This is a genomic window from Pseudomonas sp. Mb7, assembly GCF_054790525.1.
In genome coordinates, this window is sequence record NZ_CP186501.1 from 1,959,838 (window position 1) to 1,980,853 (window position 21,016).

General features: G+C 60.8%; 21 protein-coding genes and 1 riboswitch. Of the genes, 7 read left to right on the forward strand and 14 right to left on the reverse strand.

The window, feature by feature from the left end; all coding sequences use genetic code 11:
* Positions 1-177: 177 nt before the first annotated feature.
* The gene (locus tag ACOYXH_RS09060) at positions 178-597 is read right to left on the reverse strand and encodes a hypothetical protein (protein WP_258709683.1); all 420 of its coding nucleotides are present in this window, start codon (positions 595-597) and stop codon (positions 178-180) included.
* Here ACOYXH_RS09060 and ACOYXH_RS09065 point away from each other — a divergent pair.
* Complete coding sequence (locus ACOYXH_RS09065) at positions 596-922, forward strand: hypothetical protein (RefSeq protein WP_258709684.1); 327 nt, start codon at positions 596-598, stop codon at positions 920-922. The genes ACOYXH_RS09060 and ACOYXH_RS09065 overlap by 2 nt on opposite strands.
* A 570-nt stretch (positions 923-1,492) precedes the next feature.
* On the opposite strand, the gene ACOYXH_RS09070 is transcribed toward ACOYXH_RS09065, so the two are convergent.
* Positions 1,493-2,665 (reverse strand): cystathionine gamma-synthase, encoded by a 1,173-nt coding sequence (locus ACOYXH_RS09070; RefSeq protein ID WP_016987095.1) that lies wholly within the window; start codon positions 2,663-2,665, stop codon positions 1,493-1,495.
* Entirely contained in the window at positions 2,662-4,038 is a 1,377-nt protein-coding gene (locus ACOYXH_RS09075; protein WP_093437711.1) for a pyridoxal-phosphate dependent enzyme, read from the reverse strand. Before ACOYXH_RS09075 ends, ACOYXH_RS09070 begins: the two co-directional genes overlap by 4 nt.
* Before the next feature lie 424 nt (positions 4,039-4,462).
* Here ACOYXH_RS09075 and metE point away from each other — a divergent pair, with 424 nt between their 5' ends.
* Both metE and ACOYXH_RS09085 read left to right on the forward strand, forming a co-directional pair.
* Positions 4,463-6,751 (forward strand): 5-methyltetrahydropteroyltriglutamate--homocysteine S-methyltransferase, encoded by a 2,289-nt coding sequence (gene metE / locus ACOYXH_RS09080; RefSeq protein ID WP_460064201.1) that lies wholly within the window; start codon positions 4,463-4,465, stop codon positions 6,749-6,751.
* A 207-nt stretch (positions 6,752-6,958) separates the two neighbouring features.
* Positions 6,959-7,465, forward strand: a complete 507-nt coding sequence (locus tag ACOYXH_RS09085) for a GNAT family N-acetyltransferase (RefSeq protein ID WP_177409278.1) — start codon at positions 6,959-6,961, stop codon at positions 7,463-7,465.
* Here the strand turns inward: ACOYXH_RS09085 and ACOYXH_RS09090 are convergent.
* From ACOYXH_RS09090 to ACOYXH_RS09105, 4 genes are all read right to left on the reverse strand, one after another.
* Positions 7,449-8,213 carry an ABC transporter ATP-binding protein gene (locus tag ACOYXH_RS09090; protein ID WP_460410544.1) on the reverse strand — a complete coding sequence of 255 codons (765 nt, stop codon included), beginning with the start codon at positions 8,211-8,213 and terminating at the stop codon, positions 7,449-7,451. The genes ACOYXH_RS09085 and ACOYXH_RS09090 overlap by 17 nt on opposite strands.
* Positions 8,210-9,214 (reverse strand): FecCD family ABC transporter permease, encoded by a 1,005-nt coding sequence (locus ACOYXH_RS09095; protein WP_175559651.1) that lies wholly within the window; start codon positions 9,212-9,214, stop codon positions 8,210-8,212. Before ACOYXH_RS09095 ends, ACOYXH_RS09090 begins: the two co-directional genes overlap by 4 nt.
* A gap of 8 nt (positions 9,215-9,222) precedes the next feature.
* Entirely contained in the window at positions 9,223-10,236 is a 1,014-nt protein-coding gene (locus ACOYXH_RS09100) for an ABC transporter substrate-binding protein (protein WP_258709686.1), read from the reverse strand.
* Between the two features lie 144 nt (positions 10,237-10,380).
* A riboswitch (cobalamin riboswitch) is annotated at positions 10,381-10,574 on the reverse strand.
* 42 nt (positions 10,575-10,616) lie between these two features.
* Positions 10,617-11,552 (reverse strand): Ppx/GppA family phosphatase, encoded by a 936-nt coding sequence (locus ACOYXH_RS09105; RefSeq protein WP_095050081.1) that lies wholly within the window; start codon positions 11,550-11,552, stop codon positions 10,617-10,619.
* An 8-nt stretch (positions 11,553-11,560) separates the two neighbouring features.
* Between ACOYXH_RS09105 and ACOYXH_RS09110 the strand changes: the two genes are divergently transcribed.
* On the forward strand, positions 11,561-11,830 hold the full coding sequence (locus ACOYXH_RS09110; protein ID WP_141231877.1) for a hypothetical protein: 270 nt from the start codon (positions 11,561-11,563) through the stop codon (positions 11,828-11,830).
* Positions 11,831-11,899: 69 nt separating this feature from the next.
* Here the strand turns inward: ACOYXH_RS09110 and phnX are convergent, their stop codons facing one another.
* The 7 genes from phnX to phnD form a co-directional block, all read right to left on the reverse strand.
* Entirely contained in the window at positions 11,900-12,727 is an 828-nt protein-coding gene (phnX, locus tag ACOYXH_RS09115) for a phosphonoacetaldehyde hydrolase (protein ID WP_095050083.1), read from the reverse strand.
* A 74-nt stretch (positions 12,728-12,801) separates the two neighbouring features.
* Positions 12,802-13,671, reverse strand: coding sequence for a LysR substrate-binding domain-containing protein (locus tag ACOYXH_RS09120; RefSeq protein WP_095050084.1), 870 nt, complete (start codon positions 13,669-13,671; stop codon positions 12,802-12,804).
* 10 nt (positions 13,672-13,681) lie between these two features.
* Complete coding sequence (locus ACOYXH_RS09125) at positions 13,682-14,977, reverse strand: MFS transporter (RefSeq protein WP_212622309.1); 1,296 nt, start codon at positions 14,975-14,977, stop codon at positions 13,682-13,684.
* A gap of 129 nt (positions 14,978-15,106) precedes the next feature.
* On the reverse strand, positions 15,107-16,198 hold the full coding sequence (gene psrA / locus ACOYXH_RS09130) for an iron-containing alcohol dehydrogenase PsrA (RefSeq protein ID WP_460064205.1): 1,092 nt from the start codon (positions 16,196-16,198) through the stop codon (positions 15,107-15,109).
* Between the two features lie 110 nt (positions 16,199-16,308).
* Positions 16,309-17,127 carry a phosphonate ABC transporter, permease protein PhnE gene (phnE, locus tag ACOYXH_RS09135; RefSeq protein WP_064392987.1) on the reverse strand — a complete coding sequence of 273 codons (819 nt, stop codon included), beginning with the start codon at positions 17,125-17,127 and terminating at the stop codon, positions 16,309-16,311.
* Positions 17,128-17,129: 2 nt separating this feature from the next.
* Positions 17,130-17,921, reverse strand: a complete 792-nt coding sequence (gene phnC, locus ACOYXH_RS09140; RefSeq protein ID WP_460064207.1) for a phosphonate ABC transporter ATP-binding protein — start codon at positions 17,919-17,921, stop codon at positions 17,130-17,132.
* Positions 17,918-18,784 carry a phosphonate ABC transporter substrate-binding protein gene (gene phnD / locus ACOYXH_RS09145; RefSeq protein WP_095050089.1) on the reverse strand — a complete coding sequence of 289 codons (867 nt, stop codon included), beginning with the start codon at positions 18,782-18,784 and terminating at the stop codon, positions 17,918-17,920. The genes phnC and phnD overlap by 4 nt, the downstream gene beginning before the upstream one ends.
* A 109-nt stretch (positions 18,785-18,893) precedes the next feature.
* On the opposite strand from phnD, the gene ACOYXH_RS09150 reads away from it, so the two are divergent.
* The 3 genes from ACOYXH_RS09150 (at position 18,894) to map (ending at position 20,831) form a co-directional block, all read left to right on the forward strand.
* Positions 18,894-19,751, forward strand: a complete 858-nt coding sequence (locus ACOYXH_RS09150) for a LysR substrate-binding domain-containing protein (protein ID WP_095050090.1) — start codon at positions 18,894-18,896, stop codon at positions 19,749-19,751.
* A gap of 64 nt (positions 19,752-19,815) precedes the next feature.
* Positions 19,816-20,043 carry a ParD-like family protein gene (locus ACOYXH_RS09155; RefSeq protein WP_007918027.1) on the forward strand — a complete coding sequence of 76 codons (228 nt, stop codon included), beginning with the start codon at positions 19,816-19,818 and terminating at the stop codon, positions 20,041-20,043.
* Positions 20,040-20,831 (forward strand): type I methionyl aminopeptidase, encoded by a 792-nt coding sequence (gene map, locus ACOYXH_RS09160; protein ID WP_460410545.1) that lies wholly within the window; start codon positions 20,040-20,042, stop codon positions 20,829-20,831. The genes ACOYXH_RS09155 and map overlap by 4 nt, the downstream gene beginning before the upstream one ends.
* The last annotated feature ends 185 nt before the right edge of the window (positions 20,832-21,016 follow it).

Consider the following 21,016-nt stretch of genomic DNA (forward strand, 5'->3'; position numbering starts at 1 on the left):
AACTGGCAACGTTGAGGAACATCGGGGGTTGCGGGGGAATATAACGCCAGCGGACAGGCCGGTCGATTAGCACAAATGTGCTAGTGCGGCGCTCAACAGGCAGCTCGCTAAAACCGCCTGTTGCGCCGAAGGAGGATTACTGTGGACTGTTGAACTGGTCGGAATAACTGCCGGTCATCAGTGCGGAGGCGACGCGATCAGAACCAACGCCGACACGAGAATAGGCAAACCGGTTGATGCCGGTGCGATCGGCGCCATCTGCCGCCAATGCGCCTGCACCGACATGATCGGCACCATCAGAAGCGACTGCGCCCGCGCCAACATGATCGGCACCATCAGAAGCGACCGCACCCGCGCCAACATGATCGGCGCCATCAGAAGCGACCGCGCCTGCACCGACATGATCGGCGCCATCAGAGGCGACCGCACCCGCGCCAACATGATCGGCGCCATCAGAAGCGACCGCGCCTGCACCGACATGATCGGCACCATCAGAAGCGACTGCGCCCGCACCGACATGATCGGCACCATCAGAAGCGACTGCGCCCGCACCGACATGATCAGCACCATCAGAAGCGACTGCGCCAGCGCCGACATGGTCAGCACCGTCGGAAGCTACAGCACCCGCGCCGACATGATCAGCACCATCAGAAGCGACCGCGCCCGCGCCGACATGATCAGCACCATCAGAAGCCACGGCGCCTGCACCGACATGATCAGCACCGTCGGAGGCTACCGCGCCTGCACCGACATGATCGGCACCATCGGAAGCCACCGCACCTGCACCGACATGATCGGCACCATCGGAAGCCACCGCTCCGGCCCCGACATGATCCGATCCATCGGAAGCCAACGCCTGCGGTTGTGCAGCCCAGACATTGGGCACCACCACGGTCGCCACGACCGCCAGAAGCACGCCTGACAACAGCTTGTGTTTCATAGTTTTCTCCATGACCCGGCAGCCACAAAGCGATAAGGCATCGTCCGCCGCTTGTTCGCTGGCGTTATGACTCATTGGCCTGGGTCAGTCTGGTGGGCGAAAGGCACGGGCACACCGTCAGGCGTGCGGGTGTCGACAGAATCATGATCGAACTGATTGAGTATAGATCGCGATAGCGAGGCGGTACGGCGGGGGGATCGGCGGCCTTTAGGCGCTTATCTTCCTGCCCGTTTTGAGCAAAGCTCAAATCAGTCTAAAAACTCTGATTCAAGTCCACGAGGCTTTGCTAGGCTCAAAGATGTAGGCGAAGACGCAGACTGATGCGCAATCGGATAGCAAGGGGGCGTGGGGCGCGCTCCGAAAGGTACACGGTTAGAAAGATCTCCGCGCTGAGATCCAGCCCTTATGCCGTGTGAAGCAGCCGAGGCACTAACTTTCAATTTGACCCGGTACTGTGGGAAGCCCGATAAACCTTGTAAGCCAGAGACCAGCACTGGCCGCCTGCTCGAACACCAAAGCCCGCTTCGTGCGGGCTTTGTCGTTCCTGCAAGGTCAGATCGATTGCAGCGCCTGCGCCAGATCGGCACGCAGGTCTTCGACGTCTTCGACGCCCACCGACAGACGCACCAGGCCATCGCCAATCCCCAGTTTCGCCCGGGTATCAGCCGGAATGGTCGCGTGAGTCATGATCGCCGGATGCTCGATCAGGCTCTCCACACCGCCCAGACTTTCCGCCAACGCAAAGATCTTCACGTTCTCCAAAAACCGCCGCGCACCTGCCAGATCGCTGTTCAGATCAACAGAAATCATCCCGCCAAAACCACGCATCTGTCGCTTGGCTAACTCATGCTGTGGATGCGACGGCAGCCCTGGATAGTAGACACGTTTGACCTGCGGCTGCTGCTCCAGCCACTGCGCCAGATCCAGTGCATTGCTGCAATGACGTTCCATGCGCAGCGCCAAAGTCTTCACCCCGCGCAGGGTGAGAAATGCATCGAACGGCCCGGCAATCGCACCGACCGCGTTCTGCAAGAAGCCCAGCTTCTCGGCCAGTTCTTGGTTCTGGCCGACCACGGCGATGCCGCCGATTACATCGGAGTGACCGTTCAGGTACTTGGTGGTCGAGTGCAGCACGATGTCGAAACCCAGCTCCAGCGGCCGCTGGATATACGGGCTGGCAAAGGTGTTGTCGGCCACGCTGATGATCCCGCGAGCGCGGCAGATACGGGCGATAGCGGCGAGGTCCGACAGGCTCAGCAGCGGGTTGGTCGGTGACTCGACAATCACCAGGCGGGTGTCGTCCTGCAGCGCCGCTTCGAACGCCGCCAGGTCAGTCAGATCGACGTAGCTGAAACGGTGTCCGGCACTGCGCTGACGGACCTTGTCGAACAGGCGGAACGTGCCGCCGTACAAGTCATTGCCGGAGATCACGTGCGAACCGGCATCGATCAGTTCGAGCACCGTGGAAATCGTTGCCAGCCCGGAGGCGAACGCGAACGCCTGGGTGCCGCCTTCCAGGTCCGCCACGCAACGCTCCAGGGCAAAACGCGTCGGGTTGTGCGAGCGCCCGTAATCGAAACCCTTGTGCACGCCGGGGCTGTCTTGCAGATAGGTGGAGTTGGCGTAGATCGGCGGCATCAGCGCGCCGGTGGTCGGGTCCGGTTCCTGCCCGGCGTGGATCACCCGGGTCGCGAAGCCTTGGGATTTATCGTCGTGCTGACTCATGCGAGGGATCTCCGTAATTGGTTGAGCATGTCGGTGCGGGTAATCAGGCCATGGAAGCCCGATGCATCGGCAATGATCGCGACGAGGCCACGGCTGAGCACCGCTTCCAGCTCAGCAAGGCTGGCGCCAGGGGCGAGGGTTTGCAGTTTGTCGGTCATCACGCTGGACACTGATTGGCTGAAGCGGGCGGCGTCTTCGTGCACCGCCAGCAGGATGTCCGATTCGTCGATCACGCCGACCAGTTGCTTGCCTTCCACCAGCACTGGCAATTGTGAGACATCCGCCAGGCGCATGCGCTGGAACGCGGTCAGCAGAGTGTCGTCGGGGCCGACACTGATCACGCGGCCGTCCTCGAAACGCCGGGCGATCAGGTCGCGCAAATCGCCGTAGCCCTTGCGCTGCAACAGGCCCTGATCGGTCATCCACTGGTCGTTGTAAACCTTCGACAGGTAGCGCGTGCCGGTGTCGCAAACGAAGCTGACCACACGTTTCGGCTCGGTCTGTTCGCGGCAGTAACGCAGCGCCGCAGCGAGCAGAGTGCCGGTCGACGAGCCGCCGAGAATGCCTTCGGCCTTGAGCAACTGGCGGGCGTGAGCGAAGCTTTCTTCATCGCTGATCGAATAGGCGTGGCGCACGCTGGAGAGGTCGGTGATCGACGGAATGAAGTCCTCGCCGATGCCTTCCACCGCCCATGAACCGGGCTTGGGCAGAGAGCCGTCGCGGCTGTATTGCGCCATCACCGAACCGACCGGGTCGGCTAGGACCATTTCCAGATCCGGCTGCACGCGTTTGAAGAAGCGGCTCAGGCCCGTCAGCGTACCGGCCGAACCGACACCGACGACGATCGCGTCCAGGTCATGTTCGGTCTGCGCCCAGATCTCCGGCGCGGTGCTGCATTCGTGGGCCAGCGGGTTGGCCGGGTTGTTGAACTGGTCGGCGAAAAATGCGCCGGGAATATCTTTCGCCAAACGTGCGGCGACATCCTGGTAATACTCGGGATGACCCTTGCCGACGTCGGAGCGGGTGATGTGCACTTCGGCGCCCATGGCCTTCAAGTGCAGGACTTTCTCGGTGGACATTTTGTCCGGCACCACCAGCACCACGCGATAACCTTTGGCGCGGCCAACCAGTGCCAGGCCCAGGCCGGTGTTGCCGGCGGTGGCTTCGACGATGGTGCCGCCGGGTTGCAGACGACCATCACGCTCGGCAGCGTCGATCATGGCCAGACCGATACGGTCCTTGATCGAACCACCGGGGTTCTGCGATTCGAGCTTGAGAAACAGTGTGCACGGGCCAGTATCGAAACGAGTGACTTGAACCAGCGGAGTGTTGCCTATCAGCCCAAGTACGGCAGGGCGTGATTCCTTTGACATTTCTTCACCTCTTAATGGTGTTGATCGCGTTCCAATCGCGGGGAAAAGACTCGCGTGCAACATAGGCTCAGACATCCTCTGTCGCAACCTTTAGTCGGCCGCAAATGCTGCCATTTCGATCTAACGATAGATCGAAATCAGAGACCTGCCGGGGCGGGTTCGAGTGCGTTTACACAGAGGCGTCATTGAGTTTTCAAAGGGCGTCTTCATGGCGACGAACAGCTTGAATTGGCGAGAAAATCCCCGGCGCAAAAAACCGTTCAGCCTTCACGCGCGCTCTCGGCTCCGGAGTGTTTACAAGCGACAAGCAGCAATATTTTTATCATGAGGGAAACTCGTGTTGATCACGATTAAAATGAGTTTGTCTCACTAGCGACCGATGCCGACAATGGCCGCCATCAACAGGACATTGGAGTTGTTTGTTATGGCACTGGCCCATTCCCTTGGATTTCCGCGCATCGGTCGCGACCGCGAACTGAAGAAAGCGCAAGAGGCGTTCTGGAAAGGAGAACTGAACGAGGCCGGCCTGCGAGATGTTGGCCGTGAGCTGCGCAAGGCCCACTGGGACTTGCAGAAAAACGCCGGTATCGAATTGCTGCCGGTCGGCGATTTCGCCTGGTACGACCAGGTCCTGACGCACTCGCTGATGTTTGGCGTGATCCCTGAGCGTTTCCGTCCACACGACGGCAAAGCCACTCTGCAAACCCTGTTTGGCATGGCCCGTGGCGTCAGCGACAGTTGCTGTGGCGGTGCGCACGCCCAGGAAATGACCAAGTGGTTCGACACCAACTACCACTATCTGGTCCCGGAATTCAGTGCGGATCAACAGTTCCAGTTGGGCTGGGAGCAGTTGTTCGAAGAAGTCGAAGAAGCCCGTGCGCTGGGCCACAACGTCAAACCAGTGATTATCGGCCCACTGACGTATCTGTGGCTGGGCAAGGCCAAGGGCGCGGAATTCGACAAGCTGGAATTGCTCGATCGTTTGCTGCCGCTGTACGGCCAGATCTTCGCGCGCCTCGCCGCTCAAGGCGTGGAATGGGTGCAGATCGACGAGCCGATTCTGGTGCTTGATCTGCCGCAGGAATGGAAGAACGCGTTCGAGCGTGCCTACAACCAGATTCAGCGTGATCCACTGAAGAAACTGCTCGCTACTTACTTTGGTGGTCTGGAAGAAAATCTTGGTCTGGCGGCGAACCTGCCGGTCGATGGTCTGCACATTGATCTGGTGCGCGCACCGGAGCAGTACCCGACCATTCTCGATCGTCTGCCGGCCTACAAAGTGTTGTCCCTGGGCGTGGTCAACGGGCGGAATGTCTGGCGCTGCGATCTGGAAAATGCCTTGGCGACGTTGCGCCATGCTCATGAGCGTCTGGGTGAGCGTTTGTGGGTCGCGCCGTCCTGTTCGCTGCTGCACAGCCCGGTGGATCTGGGCCGTGAAGACAAACTCGATGCCGAGCTGAAAAGCTGGCTGGCCTTTGCCGTTCAGAAGTGTGAAGAAGTGGCTGTTCTGACGCATGCCGTCAATCAGCCGGAAGCGCCGAAAGTGCTGCGAGCATTGACTGAAAGCCGGTCGGTGCAGGCCGCTCGCGCTGCTTCGCCGCGCATTCACAAACCTGCGGTTCAGGCGCGGGTTGCGGCGATCACGGCCAAGGACAGCCAGCGTCAGTCGCTGTTTGCCCAGCGCATCGCCAAACAGCGCGCGGGTCTTGATCTACCACTGTTCCCGACCACGACGATCGGTTCGTTCCCGCAAACCGCGTCGATCCGCCTCGCTCGCCAGTCGTTCAAACAGGGCAAGCTGACCGAAGCTGAATACACTGAAGCCATGTACAGCGAGATCCGCCACGCAGTGGAAATCCAGGAGCGTCTGGGCCTCGATGTACTGGTACACGGTGAGGCCGAGCGTAACGACATGGTCGAGTACTTCGCCGAGCAACTGGATGGCTACGTGTTCACCCGTTTCGGCTGGGTGCAGAGCTACGGTTCGCGTTGCGTGAAACCGGCGGTGATCTTCGGCGACCTCAGCCGCCCGAAAGCCATGACGGTCGAGTGGATCCGCTACGCCCAAGGTCTGACCGACAAGGTCATGAAAGGCATGCTGACCGGCCCGGTGACCATGCTGATGTGGTCGTTCCCGCGTGAAGACGTCAGCCGTGAAGTGCAGGCCCGGCAACTGGCGCTGGCGATCCGCGATGAAGTGGTCGATCTGGAAGCCGCCGGCATCAAGATCGTGCAGATCGACGAAGCGGCGTTCCGTGAAGGTCTGCCGTTGCGTCAGGCGCAGTGGCAGCCTTATCTGGACTGGGCGACGGAAGTGTTCCGTTTGTGCGCCTCGGGCGTGCGCGACGAAACGCAGATCCACACGCACATGTGCTACAGCGAATTCAACGATGTGATCGAGTCCATCGCGGCGATGGATGCCGACGTGATCACTATCGAAACCTCGCGCTCGGACATGGAATTGCTGGATGCCTTCGAAGCCTTCGCTTATCCGAACGAAATCGGCCCGGGTGTCTACGACATCCACTCGCCACGCATCCCGGATGCTTCGGAAATGGCTAATTTGCTGCGCAAGGCTGCCATGCGGATTCCGGCCGAGCGGCTGTGGGTCAACCCGGATTGCGGTTTGAAAACCCGTGGCTGGCCAGAGACTGAGGCGGCGCTGGTGCACATGGTTACCGCCGCCCGGCAGCTGCGTAAAGAGCTGGCGTAACGCTCGGGTTGCATGAAATAAAACACCTGTGGGAGCGAGCCTGCTCGCGAAAGCGTCCTGTCAGTCAACATCATTGTTGAATGATCTGCCGCCTTTGCGAGCAGGCTCGCTCCCACAAGGTTTTGGGCAAGTCATGAGATTCTGAATGGCCTCGCGGGGCCTGTTGTTGCTACTGTGGCCAGCCGCAGTTCAGGTGTTTGCCGCTACATGAGTGATCAACCCGTTATCCAAACCGTGTCTGACGCAGACATTCCCGAGGTGCTGGATTTTGTTCTAAAGGCCCGTGCCGAGCTTTTCCCCAAGCTCAGCGCAACGGGCATGCCCGACGATCTGGCGCGTTTTGCCGAGGTTTATCTGCGTGGGGCAGGGCGCTTTCTGATTGCTCGCCACGAAGGGCAGATCGTGGCCTCGATCGGCTATCTTCCTTACGACCGGCGATTCCCGAACCTGGATTATCCCGACCGCAATGTGGTGGAAATCGTGCGCCTGTTCGTCGTGCCTTCACAGCGGCGATCCGGGCTGGCCGGCGCACTGTATCGATCACTCAAGGATCTGGCACTCGCTGACGGCGTCGAGTTGATCTACCTGCACACCCATCCGTTTTTACCGGGGGCCATCGCGTTCTGGCAACGGCAGGGCTTCAAGATTATCGACGTCGACGCTGACCCGGTCTGGCAAACAACCCACATGCACAACGTCATGAGTGAAATCTGAGAATCTGCGCCCCATCGAACGGGTCCGTCAGGTAATGCGCCCTGACCCCGAACGTCTCCTGTAAGCGCTGCGGTGTCAGCACCTCCAGCGGCTTGCCCAACGCCACCAGCCGCCCGCGTTCCAGCACCGCCAGACGATCACATTTCAACGCCTGATTAAGATCATGCAGCGCAATCAACGTGGTCACCGGCAACGCCTGCACCACGTTGAGAATGGTCAGCTGATGTTGGATGTCAAGGTGGTTGGCCGGTTCGTCCAACATTAGAATCTGCGGGCGCTGCGCCAATGCCCGGGCGATGTGCACCCGCTGCCGTTCACCGCCGGACAGGTTGCGCCAGAGACGGGTGCGCAGGTGCATCGCGTCGACGTCGGTCAGCGCCTGCTGAACAATGGCGTCGTCGGCCGCCGACCACGGTTGCAGCGCCGACAGCCAGGGCGTGCGCCCCAGCGCGACAGCGTCGAACACGCGAATGCCGTCATCTGTGTCGGCCTGTTGTTCAACCACCGCGAGTTTTTGCGCAATGCTGCGTCGGGCCATTTTGCCCAGGCGTTGACCATCGAGCAGCACCTCGCCAGCGCTCGGTTCACGCAGCCCGGCCAGTAACTTCAACAGAGTGGATTTGCCGGCGCCATTCGGCCCGACAATGCCCAGGGTTTCGCCACGCTGAACCTCAAGGCTGACACCGTTGAGCAACTCGGCGCCGCGCACCCTGAAGCTCAGGCCGGAACAACTCAAAACACTGTTCATCGTGCCGACCTGCGGCCGACCAGAATCAAGGCGAACACCGGCGCGCCGACCAGCGCGGTAATCACTCCGACCGGAATCACCTGGCCCTTGATCAGGGTGCGCGACAGCACATCGGCGGCTATCAGAAACACCGCGCCACCCAACGCACTGGCCGGCAGCAACCGCGCATGACCGGTGCCCAGCAACAGACGCGCGGCATGAGGAATGACCAGACCGACAAAACCGATCGAACCGACAATCGACACCATCACTGCCGTCACCAGCGCCGCACAACCGATCAGCAGAATCTGCACACGCCGCACCGGAATGCCGAGCGACGCCGCCGAATCCGCACCAAAGGTAAATGCATCCAGCGCCCGCCGATGCCACAGGCACACAACCAACCCCAACACGGCCACTGGCACCGCCAGCCACACCGACGGCCAGCGCACGCCGCCGAGATTGCCCAGCAGCCAGAACATGATACCGCGTGCCTGCTCGGAGCTTGCCGAGCGGGTGATCAGAAACGCCGTCAGCGCATTGAACAGCTGCGAACCGGCGATCCCCGCGAGAATGATCTGCCCGGTACCGCTGGCGGAGCCGCTGACCCGCGCCAGCACAATCACCAGCACGAACGCCGTGACCGCGCCGGCGAAGGCACCGACCGAGAGTGAGATGATCCCGGCACCTACGCCAAGCAGCGCGACCATCACGGCCCCGGTCGAGGCGCCGGCAGAAATGCCCAGCAGATACGGATCGGCCAACGGATTGCGCAGCAGCGACTGCAAAATCACTCCGCAGGTCGCTAAGCCGGCACCGCATGCCGCCGCGACCAATGCCCGGGTCAGGCGGTAGTTCCAGACGATGCCTTCATCGATCGGGTCGAGGACATGCCCGGCGCCCCACAATTTGTTCGCCAGCACTTGCAACACCACGTCCGGTGCAATCGAGGTTTCACCGATGGCCACGCCGGCGACCACTGCAATCAACAGGGTCGCCAGGGCCAGGAGCGTGCGGATCAGGCTGGCACTCATTGCGACAGGTCATAGCCGTTGATGGCCGTGGCCAATTGCTCAATGCCCTCGAACATGCGCAGGCTCGCCTGCATGGCCATGGCATCAAGAATGATGATGCGGTTGTGCTTCACCGCGTCCATGTTGCGCGTCACCGGATCACTGCGCAGGAAGGCGAGTTTCTTTTCATAGTCGTCGGCGGGGAAACGTCGACGATCCATGCGCGCGATGACCAGGAAGGTCGGATTGGCCTTGGCGATGGTTTCCCAACCGACGGTTGGCCACTCCTCATCGGACGCCACCACGTTGCGCACGCCGAGGGTGCTGAGCATGAAATCGGGAACGCCTTTGTGCCCGGCCACGAACGGCTCGATGTCCATTTGTGCGCTGGAGAACCACACCAGCGCGCTGGCGTCTTTGAGCTGTTTGCCTTGGGCGGTGGCAATCGATTTGGCGAGACTGGCTTTGAGTTGATCATTGAGCTGCTGGCCACGCTCCTGAACATCGAAGATCTGCGCCAGTTGGCTCACGCTTTTGTAAATCGTCTCGATGCGAAACGGCGCCAGTCGCGTGCCATCGGCGCCGACGAGGTTGTCCTTGGCTTCGCAATCGGAAGGCAGCAGATAGGTCGGAATCTTCAGTTCATGAAACTGCTCGCGAGTACCCACCGCGCCTTGCGGGCCGACCATCCATTCCAGTTCCACGGCGACCAGTTCCGGACGCTTGCCGATCACCGATTCGAAACTCGGTTCGTTGTCAGCCAGACGCTCGATCTTGTCATCCTGCGCTTTGTATTTGGCCAGCACATTGTTGAACCACAACGAGGTGCCGACGACTTTGTCGCCCAGGCCCATGGCGTAGAGCATCTCCGTGCCGGCCTGGCCGATGGTCACGGTGCGCGTCGGTGCGTGCTGGAAGGTCAGGGTGCTGCCGCAATTCTCGACCGTCAGTGGATAGACAGTCGGTGCCGCCTGCGCCAGGGCGCCAAGGCTCAGGCCGGTAATGAGGGTGGCAACGCGGGGCAGCAGCATGGGGCAGTCTCCAGGGGAACCGTACGGGGAGCGGGAGAGTACGGTCTGGAAACACACCATCGAACGCGGTCAGGAAAACAGCGCAAGGCCGGGCAGCCAACGAAGACGCGCACGGCACGATGTCCTTCCCGGACACCCCGCCGGTTAGTAATCACTGTGCCGGCAGGTCTCCTGACTGATGCGTCATCGCCTGGCTCCGGCCTTCCCGGGATTCACCCAGTGGCAGTCGTGGAGCAGGCTCGGCACCTACAGTTGCGGGGGCAGTTCCGATCAGTGCTGTGCAAGCACCTCGGATTCCCTATTAGTCCCGTTCGGGAACCGACGGCGGCATGGTAGTCGATCGAGCCGCTGAAGGGGAGACGAATCTGCCGTGGCGAGGATTAGTGTTGGCTCATCAAACCGTGCAATACGCCCAAACGCAGGCCCGGTTCGGAGGGCAGCATTTGTGCGATACCGAATACTTTGAATGCCGCCAGCATTAACACCAGACCGCCGGGCAGAATGCTCTGGCGGTGTGGTTGCAGACCGGCAAGCTTGAGTTGTTGCACGTTGTTTACCTTCAACAACAGCAGCGACAGGCGCAGCAGTCCGCCGTAGGTGATGCCGTCCTGACCGAAGTCGTTGAGGCGATTGGTCTTGAGCACTTTGGCGAGCATGCGCGCGGTGCCGGACGAACCGATGGTCTGCTGCCAGCCTTGCGCGCGATAGCGCTTGGCGACATGTTCAAACTGCAGAATGGCGAAGCGTTCAGCCTCCTGTAGCGCGCCGGCGGACACATCGCCGCCGCGAAAGAAACGCGTGCTCAAGGTGCCGCTGCCGATGGCGATGCTTTCGGTTAACAAGGGTTGTGAGCCCTGGCCGAGGATCAGCTCGGTGGAGCCGCCGCCGATGTCGACTACCAGGCGCAGGTCGTCGGCGCTGGGCAAGGCGTGAGTTACGCCGGCGTAGACCAGCCGCGCCTCTTCATGGCCGCAAATGACGTCGATGGGAAAGCCCAGATGCCGCTCGGCACTGGCCAGAAAAAGTTGCGCGTTGTCCGCTTCACGCACCGCGCTGGTGGCCACCGCACGAACACGGCCGGCCTCGAAACCACGCAGCTTCTTGCCGAACCGCGCCAACGCCTGCCAGCCGCGATCCAGTGCCAGTGCATCCAGCGCACCACCGTCAAAGCCTTCGGCAAGGCGCACCGGCTCGCGCAGGGTTTTCACTTCCTGAATCTGCAAGCCTTTGCGGCTGCGCACCGACTGGCCGATCATCAGGCGAAAGGCGTTCGAACCCAGGTCGATGGCGGCAAACAGCGAGGCGTCGTCTTTCATGGGAATCCTTGCAGAGCATCCGTCGCGAGGCTCAAGACGGTTTGCGAGGATTCTGCCGTGATCTTGATGACATCCTGATGACGGGGGCGGGGCGGTTGAATGAATTTTCGGCTGTCATGACACTGTCATTATCCGGCGTCTATGCTGCGGTCAATACATCGCGTGTTCTTAAAGTTTTTGCTGCCATTCGTGGCAGCTTTTTTTTGCCCGCGATCTGGCTGTTGATCGTTCCCACGCTCTGCGTGGGAATGCCTCTAGGGACGCTCTGCGTCCAGTGACGCGGAGCGTCACGGGCTGCATTCCCACGCAGAGCGTGGGAACGATCAGCGCGGGGTGCGGACGATCAATTAGCAGGACTGCGGAGTTTCGCCCCGGGCCAGGCGCGCATTGATGTCGTCGATCACTTCGGGCAGCTCGGCGATGGTGTCGATCAGGTAGTGCGGGCGCGAAGGGGCGAACATTTTGCCGATTCGCGCACGCTCTTCCGCCAGTCGATCCGACGGCAACGCCTTGTATTGCTCATAGGTCAGGCCCAGTGCGTTGCCGGAACAGGTCAATGCCACCGTCCACATGCCGGCTGCGCGCCCTTCGAGAATCCCCGGCCAGGTGTCGTCGACCTTGACGCAGGCGGCCACGTCATCGATGCCCAGGGCAATCACGTTGGCCAAGGCCTGCGCCGGATACGGCCGGCCATTGGGCACTTCATCGGTGGCGACGACATGGTCGGCGACGTAGCCATTTTCCCGCGCCAGTTCGACGACCTTGGCCATCACCACCGCCGGGTAGCCCGAGCACGAACCGATTTTCAAACCCTTGTCGCGCAATGCCGCAATGGCTTCGAGTGCGCCCGGAATCAGCGCCGAATGCAGGGCGATTTTCTCGATTTGCAACGGCATGAAACGTTCGTAGATTGCCGTTACATCGTCATCACTCGGCAAGCGATCAAACGCTGCACGATAGCGTTCAGCAATCTGTGGCAAGTTGCACAGCGTGCGGATGTGATCCCACTTGCCCATGCCCATCGGCCCGCGCGCTTCTTCAAGCGATACCGCGACGCCGAACTCGGCAAAGGCTTCGACGAAGATTTGCGTTGGCGCAAACGAGCCGAAATCGACAACGGTGCCGGCCCAGTCGAGGATCGCGGCTTGCAGGTGAGTCGGTTGTTGGTACTGCATGGTCAATCTCCGTTTTCAGGTAAGCGTGGGCCGTCCCTCGGCAATGAGGTAGGCGGTTCAAGGGTCAGTGCTGATCAGGTCAGCGGTGGATTCGCATCAAACAGTTCGGCAATCACCGGTCGGTTGCGGCGGATGCCGAGGCAGCACAGGTGGTATTCGATGAAAAACGGGTGATCGACAAAGGTGATCGGCTTGGTGCCCGGGGTTTCGGCGTACTCGACCGCCGAGACAAACCCGATGCCGATGCCCTTGACGATCGCGTGGACGATGGCTTCGCGGCTGTTGAGTTGCATGACGCAATTGAGATCGATATTGAGGCGCTTGCAGCTTTCTTCCACCAGTTGCCGGGTGCGCGCACTGGATTCGCGCATCACCCATTTTTCGCCGCTGATTTCACTGATGTGAACCTGCGCCTGACTGGCCCACGGATGGTCATCGCGGACCACGGCGATGATCGGATAACGGTGATACAGCCGCGTGTGGAAGCGCTCATCGAATTCCGACAAGGCCAGAATCGCCACGTCGATATCGAAGTTGAATAACCGCGCCAGGGTGTCCTTTTCCGAGGAAAACGAAGTTTCCAGTTCGATATCCGGGTGGCGCTGCATCAGCTCATACGTCAGGTTCATCGCAATCGGCGGTGACACCGCGCCGAGGCGCAACATGCCGGTCTTGCGCTGCTTGAAGCTCTGCAACAGTTGCACGGCTTCATCCTCCTGACCGAACAGGCCCTGAGTGATCGCATAGAGCTTGTGCCCGGCGGCGCTCATTTCGATGTAGCGGCCACGGCGATGGAACAGCTCGACCGAGAAGGTCTTCTCCAGAGCGTTGACCTGTTCGCTGACGGTCGGCTGACCGACGCTGAGAAACTCGGCAGCAAGGGTAAAGCTGCCGGTCTTGGCCACCGCATGAAATGAACGCAACCACTTGTGATACTGGTACATGCAAGCCCCGTCAGCGTCGAATGAACAAGGCCACTGCCGCACTGCACAGGCAGGCGCTGGTGACCACTATAAAGATCAGAGACGTATTTGCCGTGGTGTCAAGCAGACGCCCGATCAGTGGCTCGGCCAATCCGGCGAACAGGTACGAGGAAAAGTTCATGATCCCGGTCGCCGTACCGGCGCGTTTGGCCCCGACCAGATCCGGGCACAGCGCCCAGAAACTCGAGGCTGGGCCGTAGACGAAGAAGCCGCAAAGGAACAGGGCGATCAGGCCGATGACGCTGTGCGGCGGCAGGCTCCACATCCACAGGCTGGTCGCGGCGCCGAGGAACATATAGAGCATGATCGCCAGATACCGCTTGGAGCCGAACAGTTTGTCCGACACCCAGCCGTTGCTCAGTGCACCGACCGCCATGCCGACGGGGAGGGCGACAGTGATCCATTTCGGATCGATCATGCCGTCACCACTTTTCCAGTCAGCGCCGAGAAAGTGCACCGGCACCCAGACGATCAAGCCGTAGCGTGCAGCGTTCTGAAAGCCCAGTGACAGCGCGGCGATCAGCAGGCGAGGGTTCTTCAACACGGCTTTGTAGCGTTGCGCCGAGGACTCGACTTCGCCCTGTGCGGCTTCCTGATGCTTGTCGTCAGCGTTGGCCACACCGGTATCGCCCACCGGCTCGAAGCCCAGATCCTGCGGGCGTTCGCGGGCAACCAGATAGAAAATGATCCCGCCGGCGAGCATCAGCAGCACCGGCAAACGGAAGATCCAGCGCCATTCCAGTTGCAGCACTTCGAGTACAACGATGGAAGTGACGTACGACAGAATCGATGCGCAACCGGCGGCGAAAGTGTAGAAGCCATAGACCTTGCCGCGCTCGCCCGCCGCCCACCAATTGGCAATCAACCGACCGCCCGGCGCCCAGCCCAAGGCCTGAAAGTAGCCGTTGACGCCCCACGGCAGAATCAGGCTGGTGAAACCGCTGGCAAAACTGGTCACCCAGTTGGCACCGCAGGACAACACCGCACCCAGTGTCATGATCCGCCGACCACCGAATTTATCGGCGAGGTTGCCGTTGATGGCTTGGCCAATGGCGTAGGCCCAGAGCATCGCCGCAGAAGCCCAGCCGAGGGTTTCCTTGCTCAGGCCGAACTCGGCCTGAATCCCCGGGATGGCAAAACCGAAGGTCTGCCGCCCGGTGTAGAAAAACAGGTAACAGAACATCGCCGCCAGCAGCATGCGCCACTGGGCGACCCGGAACGAGGCAGAACGTACGGCGAGACCAGGCATGGTTTGGGCACGATTCATGATCTTTTCCTTATTGTTGTCGGTTCCCGTCGGTTGTCGTCGGCGGGTGCACTCTTTTTCGGTGCGGCAGGAAATCACCGCGGCTGTATGCCGCTGGCGGTGCTTGGGTTACTCGGGTGTTATCAGGCGTCAGGCGGCTTGCGAACCAATGAAGTTCTTGCCGCGCGCGCCCTGCATCGCGAGCTGGATGATGGCGTCTGCGTCCTTGGCCGAGACGCCGTAATCGGCAAACTCGGTCTTCACCCCGAGGCTGTGCAGGAACTCGCGCAGCTGCTGCTGGGCTTGGCCCAGGTCCGCGCCGAACACCCGTTGCAAGGTACGGTCGCGAGTGGCGTCGTGACCCCAGGCCAAACCCAATACCAACGGCAAGGTGAAGGAGCAGGCGATGCCGTGGGGCAGGCCGTGGCGCAAGGTCATCTCATAGGAAATCGAATGCGCCAGCGCGGTTTTGGTGTTGGAAAACGCCAGTCCGGCCTTGAGCGCAGCGAGTGCCATGCGGCTGCGCAAGTCGTGACTGGAGAGGTCTTTGTGCAGGCGCGGCAGGCATTCGAGAATGTCTTCAATCGCGGAAATCGCGAAGGTGTCGGATACCGGGTTGGCGTTGACATTCCAGATCGCTTCCAGCGCATGCGACAGCGCATCGAGACCGGTGGAAACGGTGACACTGGCCGGTACGGTGAGCATCAGTTGCGGGTCGATGATCGCCACGCGAGGCCAGGTGCAATCCAGATGCAGCGAATATTTTTTCTGGCTGGCGCTGTCCCAGATCGTCGCCCACGGCGTGACTTCGCTGCCGGTGCCGGCGGTGGTTGGCGCGGCGATCAGTTGTTTGCAACGGGCCGGGGTGAACGGTTTGCCGCTGGACAGCAGGCTCAGCAGTTCATCGAACCGGCCGGATTCGGTGCCGACGATCAACGCTTTGGCGGTGTCGATGGCGCTGCCGCCGCCCACGGCGAGGACCACGTCACAGTCGCCGGCGTGCTGCCAGAAATGCTCGTAAGTGTTGCGCAGGTGGGCGACGTCGGGGTTGGGCTGAACGTCTTCGACAATGTAGATCAAACGCTCGCCGAGCAAGGCTTGCAGGCGATCGACCAGCCCCAGCCCACGCGCTTCGGGAAAGGTAACGAGGGCGACGCGCTGCTGCTCGGTGATGGCGGCAAGGTCTTGCAGGCTGCCCCAGCCGAAGCGGGTATCGACGGGGTTCTGAAAACGGGCAGTCATGGTGGATCCTTATTGTTGTTGTCGTGTGGCCACATACTCGATGGCGGCCGACAACGGTACAAATCGATAAATCGCAGGTTTGAATCGGTTCAGCCGATAGCAGCTTTACGCTAGTGCGCCGAACCGCTCTGGATCGCCGCGCGCAGGCGGCTGGAGATGGCGTCGGCGACAATCACCATGAAGGTGATGACGATGATGCAGGTCGCGGTTTCCTGGTATTTGAACAACTTCAGGCTGCTCACCAGTTCGAATCCCAGGCCGCCGGCACCGACCATGCCCAGCACGGTGGCCGAGCGCAGATTGACTTCGAAGCGGTACAGAATCACCGCAATCCACGCCGTGATGACCTGCGGTAAAACGCCAAACACGATCACCTGCAACGGCCGCGCCCCGGTCGCTTGCAGCGCTTCAATCGGGCCTTGGTCGATTTCTTCGATGCTTTCGGCGAAGAACTTGCCGAGCATGCCCAGGCCATGCAGCGCCAGCGCCAATACACCGGGGAACGGCCCGAGCCCGACCGCCGAGACAAAGATCAGCGCGAGGATCAGTTCGTTGATGCTGCGGGTGAAATTCAGTGCCTGACGGGTGGTGTGAAACAGCCAGCGGTTGCGGCTCAAATTGCGTGCCGCGAGAAACGACAGTGGAATCGCCAGCAACACGCCGAGCAGGGTGCCCCAAATGGCGATCTGCAAGGTTTCCACCGCTGGTGCGAGCAGACGCGGAAGAATGCTCAGATCCGGTGGGAAGGTGCGCGAAAGGAAATCACCGATCTGCGGCAATCCCGCTGCCAGTTCACCAAGGCTGAGCTGCGCACCTTGCGCGCTCCAGTTCAGCGTCCACAGCACAATCAGGACGACGGCACCGGTGGTCAGCCATCTGCGCGGGCCACGCGGACGATCGCCGACCCACTGATAGTTTTGCGATTGCATGTTCAGGCCCTCGAGGCAGCGCGGTAGGACAAGGTGGGCGTGGGCACGTCAGCAGAGGATTGCGCAGATTGCCCCGGGTAGATTCGCGCCAGATCGGCGTCGGTCATGCTCGACGCTTGGCCATCGAACACCAGGTTGCCGTGCGCGAGGCCAACCACGCGGTCGCCGAACTCGCGGGCGTATTCGACCTGATGCAGATTGCACAGCACGGTGATGCCCAGTTCACGGGTGGCATCGCGCAAGTACTGCAACACCAAGCGAGCGGTTTTCGGGTCGAGACTGGCAATCGGTTCATCGGCCAGAATCACCTGCGGTCGTTGCGCCAAGGCGCGGGCGATGCCGACGCGCTGTTTTTGTCCGCCAGACAACGAATCGGTGCGCTCGCCAGCCTTGTGCGCCAGTTCGACGCGCTCCAGACATTGCATGGCCAGCGCCACATCGTCACGGCGGAACAGTTGCAGAATCGAGGCGAGGGTACCGACGGAACCGAGGCGACCGGTCAGCACGTTCTTCAGCACACTCAGGCGCGGCACGACGTTGTGGTGCTGAAAAATCATCGCCACTTCACGGCGCAGAACGCTGGTGTCAGGGCAGGCGAGGGCGTCGATGCCGGCCACGTTCAGCGTGCCGCTGTCGGCCTGCGCCAAGCGATTGATACAACGCAGCAAGGTCGATTTACCAGCGCCGGACTGACCGAGCACCACGACGAACTCGCCGGCCGCGACCTCCAGGTTGATGCCACGCAACACCGGGTTGCTGCCGTAGTGTTTGGTCAATTGACGGATGCTGATCATTTCATGCTCCGCAAATCGAGATCGAGCACCTTGGCGGTTTCGCGCACCACGTCATACGACGCGTCGGTGGTGGGCTGGAAGCCGTTGAGCAGGCCCTGATCGCCCCACGGCACGTCCTTGATCGAGGCCAGTGCATCGGCGACTTTCTTTTTCAGTTCCGGATCGAGCGCCTTGCGCCAGACCATCGGCGACTCAGGAATCGGCTTGGAACTCCAAACTATTTCGAAGTCATCCTGCTTCACCACACCTTTGGCCACGGCGCTGGCGAAGATGCGGTCAGCCACGGCCGCCGCGTCGACTTTCTTGTTCTCCACCGCAAGGATGCTGGCGTCGTGGGAACCGGAGAAAATCACCCGTTTGAACAGGCTGTCCGGAGCAAAACCGGCCTGCTCAAGGCCTGCTTTCGGGAACAGATGGCCGGACGCGGAACTTGGGTCGACGAACGCGAACGTATGGCCCTTGAGGTCGGCCAGCGAATGAATACCGCTGTCCTTGCGCGCCAGAATCACGCTTTTGTACGCGCTCTGCCCGGTCTTCTTGGTCACCGCCACCGAGAACGCCTCGACATCCGCCACCGAGGTCGCCAGCACGTAGGAGAACGGCCCGAGGTAGGCGACATCGAGCTTGCCCGAACGCAGCGCTTCGATAATGCCGTTGTAGTCGGTGGCCACGAACGGCACCACCGGCATGCCGATTTTGGCTTGCAGATCGTCGAGCACCTGTTTGCTCGATTCGATCATCGCCTGGGAATCTTCAGAGGGGATCAAGCCAATGGTCAATTTGTCCTTGGCCCAGACTTGGCTGGCGCCGAGGGCAATGACGGTGAGGCTGGCGACACGCAGAAACTGTTTGATTGTTTTCATGGCATTCCACGGTGTGGTTGGGAGTTGCCACAGGCTAGGTCTGTCACGTGACAGTCATTCAATCAATTCAATATGGGAAACAGCAGCTAACTATTGATGGAGTCTATGGATGTCCAGCGCGAAATTGCGGGCCTTTCTCGCCGTTGCCCGTCACGGCAGTTTCAGTGCCGGTGCGCGGGCGACAGGGCTCAGCCAACCAACACTGACCACGCAAGTACAAGCCTTGGAACGCCAGCACAATGTTGAGCTGTTCCATCGGCGCGGGCGGCGGATCGAGCTTTCCGATGTCGGGCGGCAGTTGCTGCCGATCGCGCAACGGATTGCCTTGCTGGAACTGGAAGCGCACAACCTGCTGCGCGACTCCGGACGGCTCGACAGCGGCCAGCTCAAGGTTGGTGCGGTGGGGCCGTTTCATGTGATCGAGATGGTCGACAGCTACCTGCAACAACACCCGAACATCGACGTGTCGATCCGCGTGGGTAACTCGGCACAGGTGCTGTCGGATCTGGAAAACTATGTGACCGACATCGCCGTGCTGGCGGGGCGTCAGGATGATCCGGCGTTGTGTTCGGTGCGTTATGCGCGGCACGCGATCATTTTGTTCGCGCACCATGAACATCCGCTGGCCAATCGTGGCAGCGTGCGGCTGGAGGAACTGGAAGGGCAGCGGCTGCTGCAACGCGAGCCAGGCTCGACCACACGACTGGTGCTGGAACAGGCGCTGAATGCGGCGCAGGTCAAACCGCGTATCGCCATGGAAATCGGCAGTCGCGAGGCGCTACGTGAGGCGGTGGTGCGTGGGCTGGGGTTGGGGGTGGTGTCAGAAGCGGAGTTCATTGCCGACCCGAACATCCGCACGATCAGAATCGAGGGCGAAGAACTGTTTACCGAGACTTATTTGTACTGCTTGGCGGAGCGGCGTTCCAGTCGGCTCATCTCATCGTTTTTCGACGCGGCGCTGGGTTGATTTGCAATTTCGCGTGAGGCTTGGCTAATATACGATCCATATACACATCGTATCGGATTCATATATGGGCATCGTAAAGATTTCAGAGGACATGCACGAGAACCTGCGTATCTCCAGCAACGCCCTCAGCCGCTCGATCAATGCGCAGGCCGAGCACTGGATGCGCATCGGCATGCTCGCCGAACTGCACCCCAACCTCGACCACAGCGCCATTTGCCGCTTGCTGATCCGCGCCGAACAGAACGGCGGGCTGGATCTGCAACAACTGACTCAGGAAGCCGTCAGCGCATGAGAAACCAGATCAAGATCAACACCCCGGCCGACATCGCGCAATCACGCGCTGCCGGCAAACTCGCCGCTGAAGTGCTGGCCATGCTGGTGCCGCATGTGAAGGCGGGCGTCACCACTGATCAGCTCGATCAACTGTGCAACGACTACATCGTCAACGTACAGAAAGCCGTGCCGGCCAACGTCGGTTATCACGGCTTTCCGAAGACCGTATGCGCGTCGGTTAATGACGTGGTCTGCCACGGCATTCCGTCGGGCACGCCGTTGAAGGATGGTGACATCGTCAACCTCGACATCGCGGTGATCAAGGACGGTTGGTTCGGCGACACCAGTCGCATGTACGTGGTCGGTGAGGCGACGCCTGAAGCGCAGCACCTGATCAAGACCACTTACGAGGCGATGTGCGCGGGTATTCGTGTGGTGAAACCGGGCGCGACGCTGGGCGACATCGGCCACGCGATCCAGAGCTTGGCGGAGAAAGAAGGCTTCAGCGTGGTGCGCGAGTACTGCGGGCACGGGATCGGCAAGGTCTATCACGATGAGCCGCAGATCCTGCATTACGGCTTTCCCAATCAAGGCATGAAGCTCAAGGCCGGGATGATTTTTACCGTGGAGCCGATGCTCAATGCCGGCAAGCGTCATGTGAAAAATATGCCGGATGGCTGGACCGTGCTAACCAAGGACGGCTCGTTGTCGGCGCAGTGGGAACATATGGTTGCGGTGACGGAGACGGGCTTCGAAATTCTCACCGGCTGGCCGGACGAAATCGAAGGCTACCGCGCTATTGTCTGATACCGCGTCGACTGTTTCCCTCACCCTAGCCCTCTCCCAGAGGGAGAGGGGACTGACCGAGGTGTTCTTTCGAGGTACGCCGACGTGTGATACCGAGTCGAACTCGGATTTGAACAGCATGGCGACTGGTTCCCTCACCCTAGCCCTCTCCCGGAGGGAGAGGGGACTGACCGGGTTATTCTTTC

Coding starts and splice junctions, on each gene's coding strand:
- ACOYXH_RS09065 (WP_258709684.1), top strand. CDS start 596: ATGGTCAGCACCGTCGGAAGCTACAGCACCCGCGCCGACATGATCAGC.
- ACOYXH_RS09060 (WP_258709683.1), bottom strand. CDS start 597: ATGTCGGCGCTGGCGCAGTCGCTTCTGATGGTGCTGATCATGTCGGTG.
- ACOYXH_RS09070 (WP_016987095.1), bottom strand. CDS start 2,665: ATGAGTCAGCACGACGATAAATCCCAAGGCTTCGCGACCCGGGTGATC.
- ACOYXH_RS09075 (WP_093437711.1), bottom strand. CDS start 4,038: ATGTCAAAGGAATCACGCCCTGCCGTACTTGGGCTGATAGGCAACACT.
- metE (WP_460064201.1), top strand. CDS start 4,463: ATGGCACTGGCCCATTCCCTTGGATTTCCGCGCATCGGTCGCGACCGC.
- ACOYXH_RS09085 (WP_177409278.1), top strand. CDS start 6,959: ATGAGTGATCAACCCGTTATCCAAACCGTGTCTGACGCAGACATTCCC.
- ACOYXH_RS09090 (WP_460410544.1), bottom strand. CDS start 8,213: ATGAACAGTGTTTTGAGTTGTTCCGGCCTGAGCTTCAGGGTGCGCGGC.
- ACOYXH_RS09100 (WP_258709686.1), bottom strand. CDS start 10,236: ATGCTGCTGCCCCGCGTTGCCACCCTCATTACCGGCCTGAGCCTTGGC.
- ACOYXH_RS09105 (WP_095050081.1), bottom strand. CDS start 11,552: ATGAAAGACGACGCCTCGCTGTTTGCCGCCATCGACCTGGGTTCGAAC.
- phnX (WP_095050083.1), bottom strand. CDS start 12,727: ATGCAGTACCAACAACCGACTCACCTGCAAGCCGCGATCCTCGACTGG.
- ACOYXH_RS09120 (WP_095050084.1), bottom strand. CDS start 13,671: ATGTACCAGTATCACAAGTGGTTGCGTTCATTTCATGCGGTGGCCAAG.
- ACOYXH_RS09125 (WP_212622309.1), bottom strand. CDS start 14,977: ATGAATCGTGCCCAAACCATGCCTGGTCTCGCCGTACGTTCTGCCTCG.
- psrA (WP_460064205.1), bottom strand. CDS start 16,198: ATGACTGCCCGTTTTCAGAACCCCGTCGATACCCGCTTCGGCTGGGGC.
- phnE (WP_064392987.1), bottom strand. CDS start 17,127: ATGCAATCGCAAAACTATCAGTGGGTCGGCGATCGTCCGCGTGGCCCG.
- phnC (WP_460064207.1), bottom strand. CDS start 17,921: ATGATCAGCATCCGTCAATTGACCAAACACTACGGCAGCAACCCGGTG.
- phnD (WP_095050089.1), bottom strand. CDS start 18,784: ATGAAAACAATCAAACAGTTTCTGCGTGTCGCCAGCCTCACCGTCATT.
- ACOYXH_RS09150 (WP_095050090.1), top strand. CDS start 18,894: ATGTCCAGCGCGAAATTGCGGGCCTTTCTCGCCGTTGCCCGTCACGGC.
- ACOYXH_RS09155 (WP_007918027.1), top strand. CDS start 19,816: ATGGGCATCGTAAAGATTTCAGAGGACATGCACGAGAACCTGCGTATC.
- map (WP_460410545.1), top strand. CDS start 20,040: ATGAGAAACCAGATCAAGATCAACACCCCGGCCGACATCGCGCAATCA.